Genomic DNA, 1,048 nt, shown 5'->3' with positions numbered 1-1,048 from the left:
CACCCACCGCGCCGAACGGCACGGGCGCGCCATGGCCATCCAGCAAGTACACACGCGTGTTGGCGATTGGGCGCCCGATCGGGACCAATGACCCATTAAAATCAGCCGGGCAAGTCCAGATCGTCGCGAATGTCGTCGTCTCGGTGGGCCCGTAGCAGTTAATGAGACGTACGGGGCCCTTTTCCTTTAACAATCTCAGAAACGAGGCAAGATCACCGCACTCACCCCCACAGAGGAGGTGCTTCAGTTGCGCCAACGTCGGAGCAATCGTTGATGTATGTTGGTTGAATAATGCTGTTGTTAGAAACAGTGTCGTCACCCGGTGCTGTTCAAGCGCGCGGGCAAAACTAAGAGTATCCCTGACGGTGGCGGCATGCATGGCAACAATGCAACCACCGTTAAGCAGCGGTGCCCATACTTCGAACGTGCTTGCGTCGAAGGCGGGATTGCCAGCCCATGCCACCCGATCTCCTGCATCGATCTTCACATACCCACTGTTGATCACGAGCCGGTTGACGGCACGATGAGGAACAACAACTCCTTTGGGAAGGCCAGTTGAGCCAGAGGTGTACATGACGTAAGCGGCAGTTTCAGCGCTCAACGCCAGCCCAGGATCGGAACTACATCCCGTTCCAGCTATGAGCGGCCCAATAGTACGAACAGGTATCGTCGCCTCAACCAGATCATCAGCGCAAAGCACCAAGCGTGCAGCACAATCGGCCCTCAGCAATTCTTGTCGTGCCGGCGGGAGGGCGCGATCGATCGGTACATACACGCCGCCGGCCTTCAGAATTGCCAGCTGCGCCACCAGAAGAGCGACGGAGCGGTCCAGCACTGTGGCAATGCGATCCCCAGGTTTGACCCCGAGGGCGATCAGGTGATGCGCCAGGCGGTTGGCCCGCGCATTGAGCTCGCCGTAGATCAGCCGCTCATCTTTGCAGACCACCGCCACCGCATCCGGCGCCTTGTGCACCTGCGCCTCGAACAGCTCGTGGATGCACCGCTCCGCAGGATACGGCGCCGCCGTCCGGTTCAGCTCCTCCAGCAG

Annotated in this window: 1 protein-coding gene; it reads right to left on the bottom strand. The window is 59.6% G+C overall.

Annotated elements, in window-relative coordinates; all coding sequences use genetic code 11:
• Positions 1–1,048 (bottom strand): AMP-binding protein (locus tag I6F37_RS38305; RefSeq protein ID WP_225131591.1); only part of this gene is annotated, 1,048 nt, incomplete at both ends.

This window comes from Bradyrhizobium sp. NBAIM08, assembly GCF_020193935.1.
Taxonomy (GTDB): Bacteria; Pseudomonadota; Alphaproteobacteria; order Rhizobiales; family Xanthobacteraceae; genus Bradyrhizobium; species Bradyrhizobium yuanmingense.
This window is presented reverse-complemented; position numbering and strand designations above follow the sequence as displayed.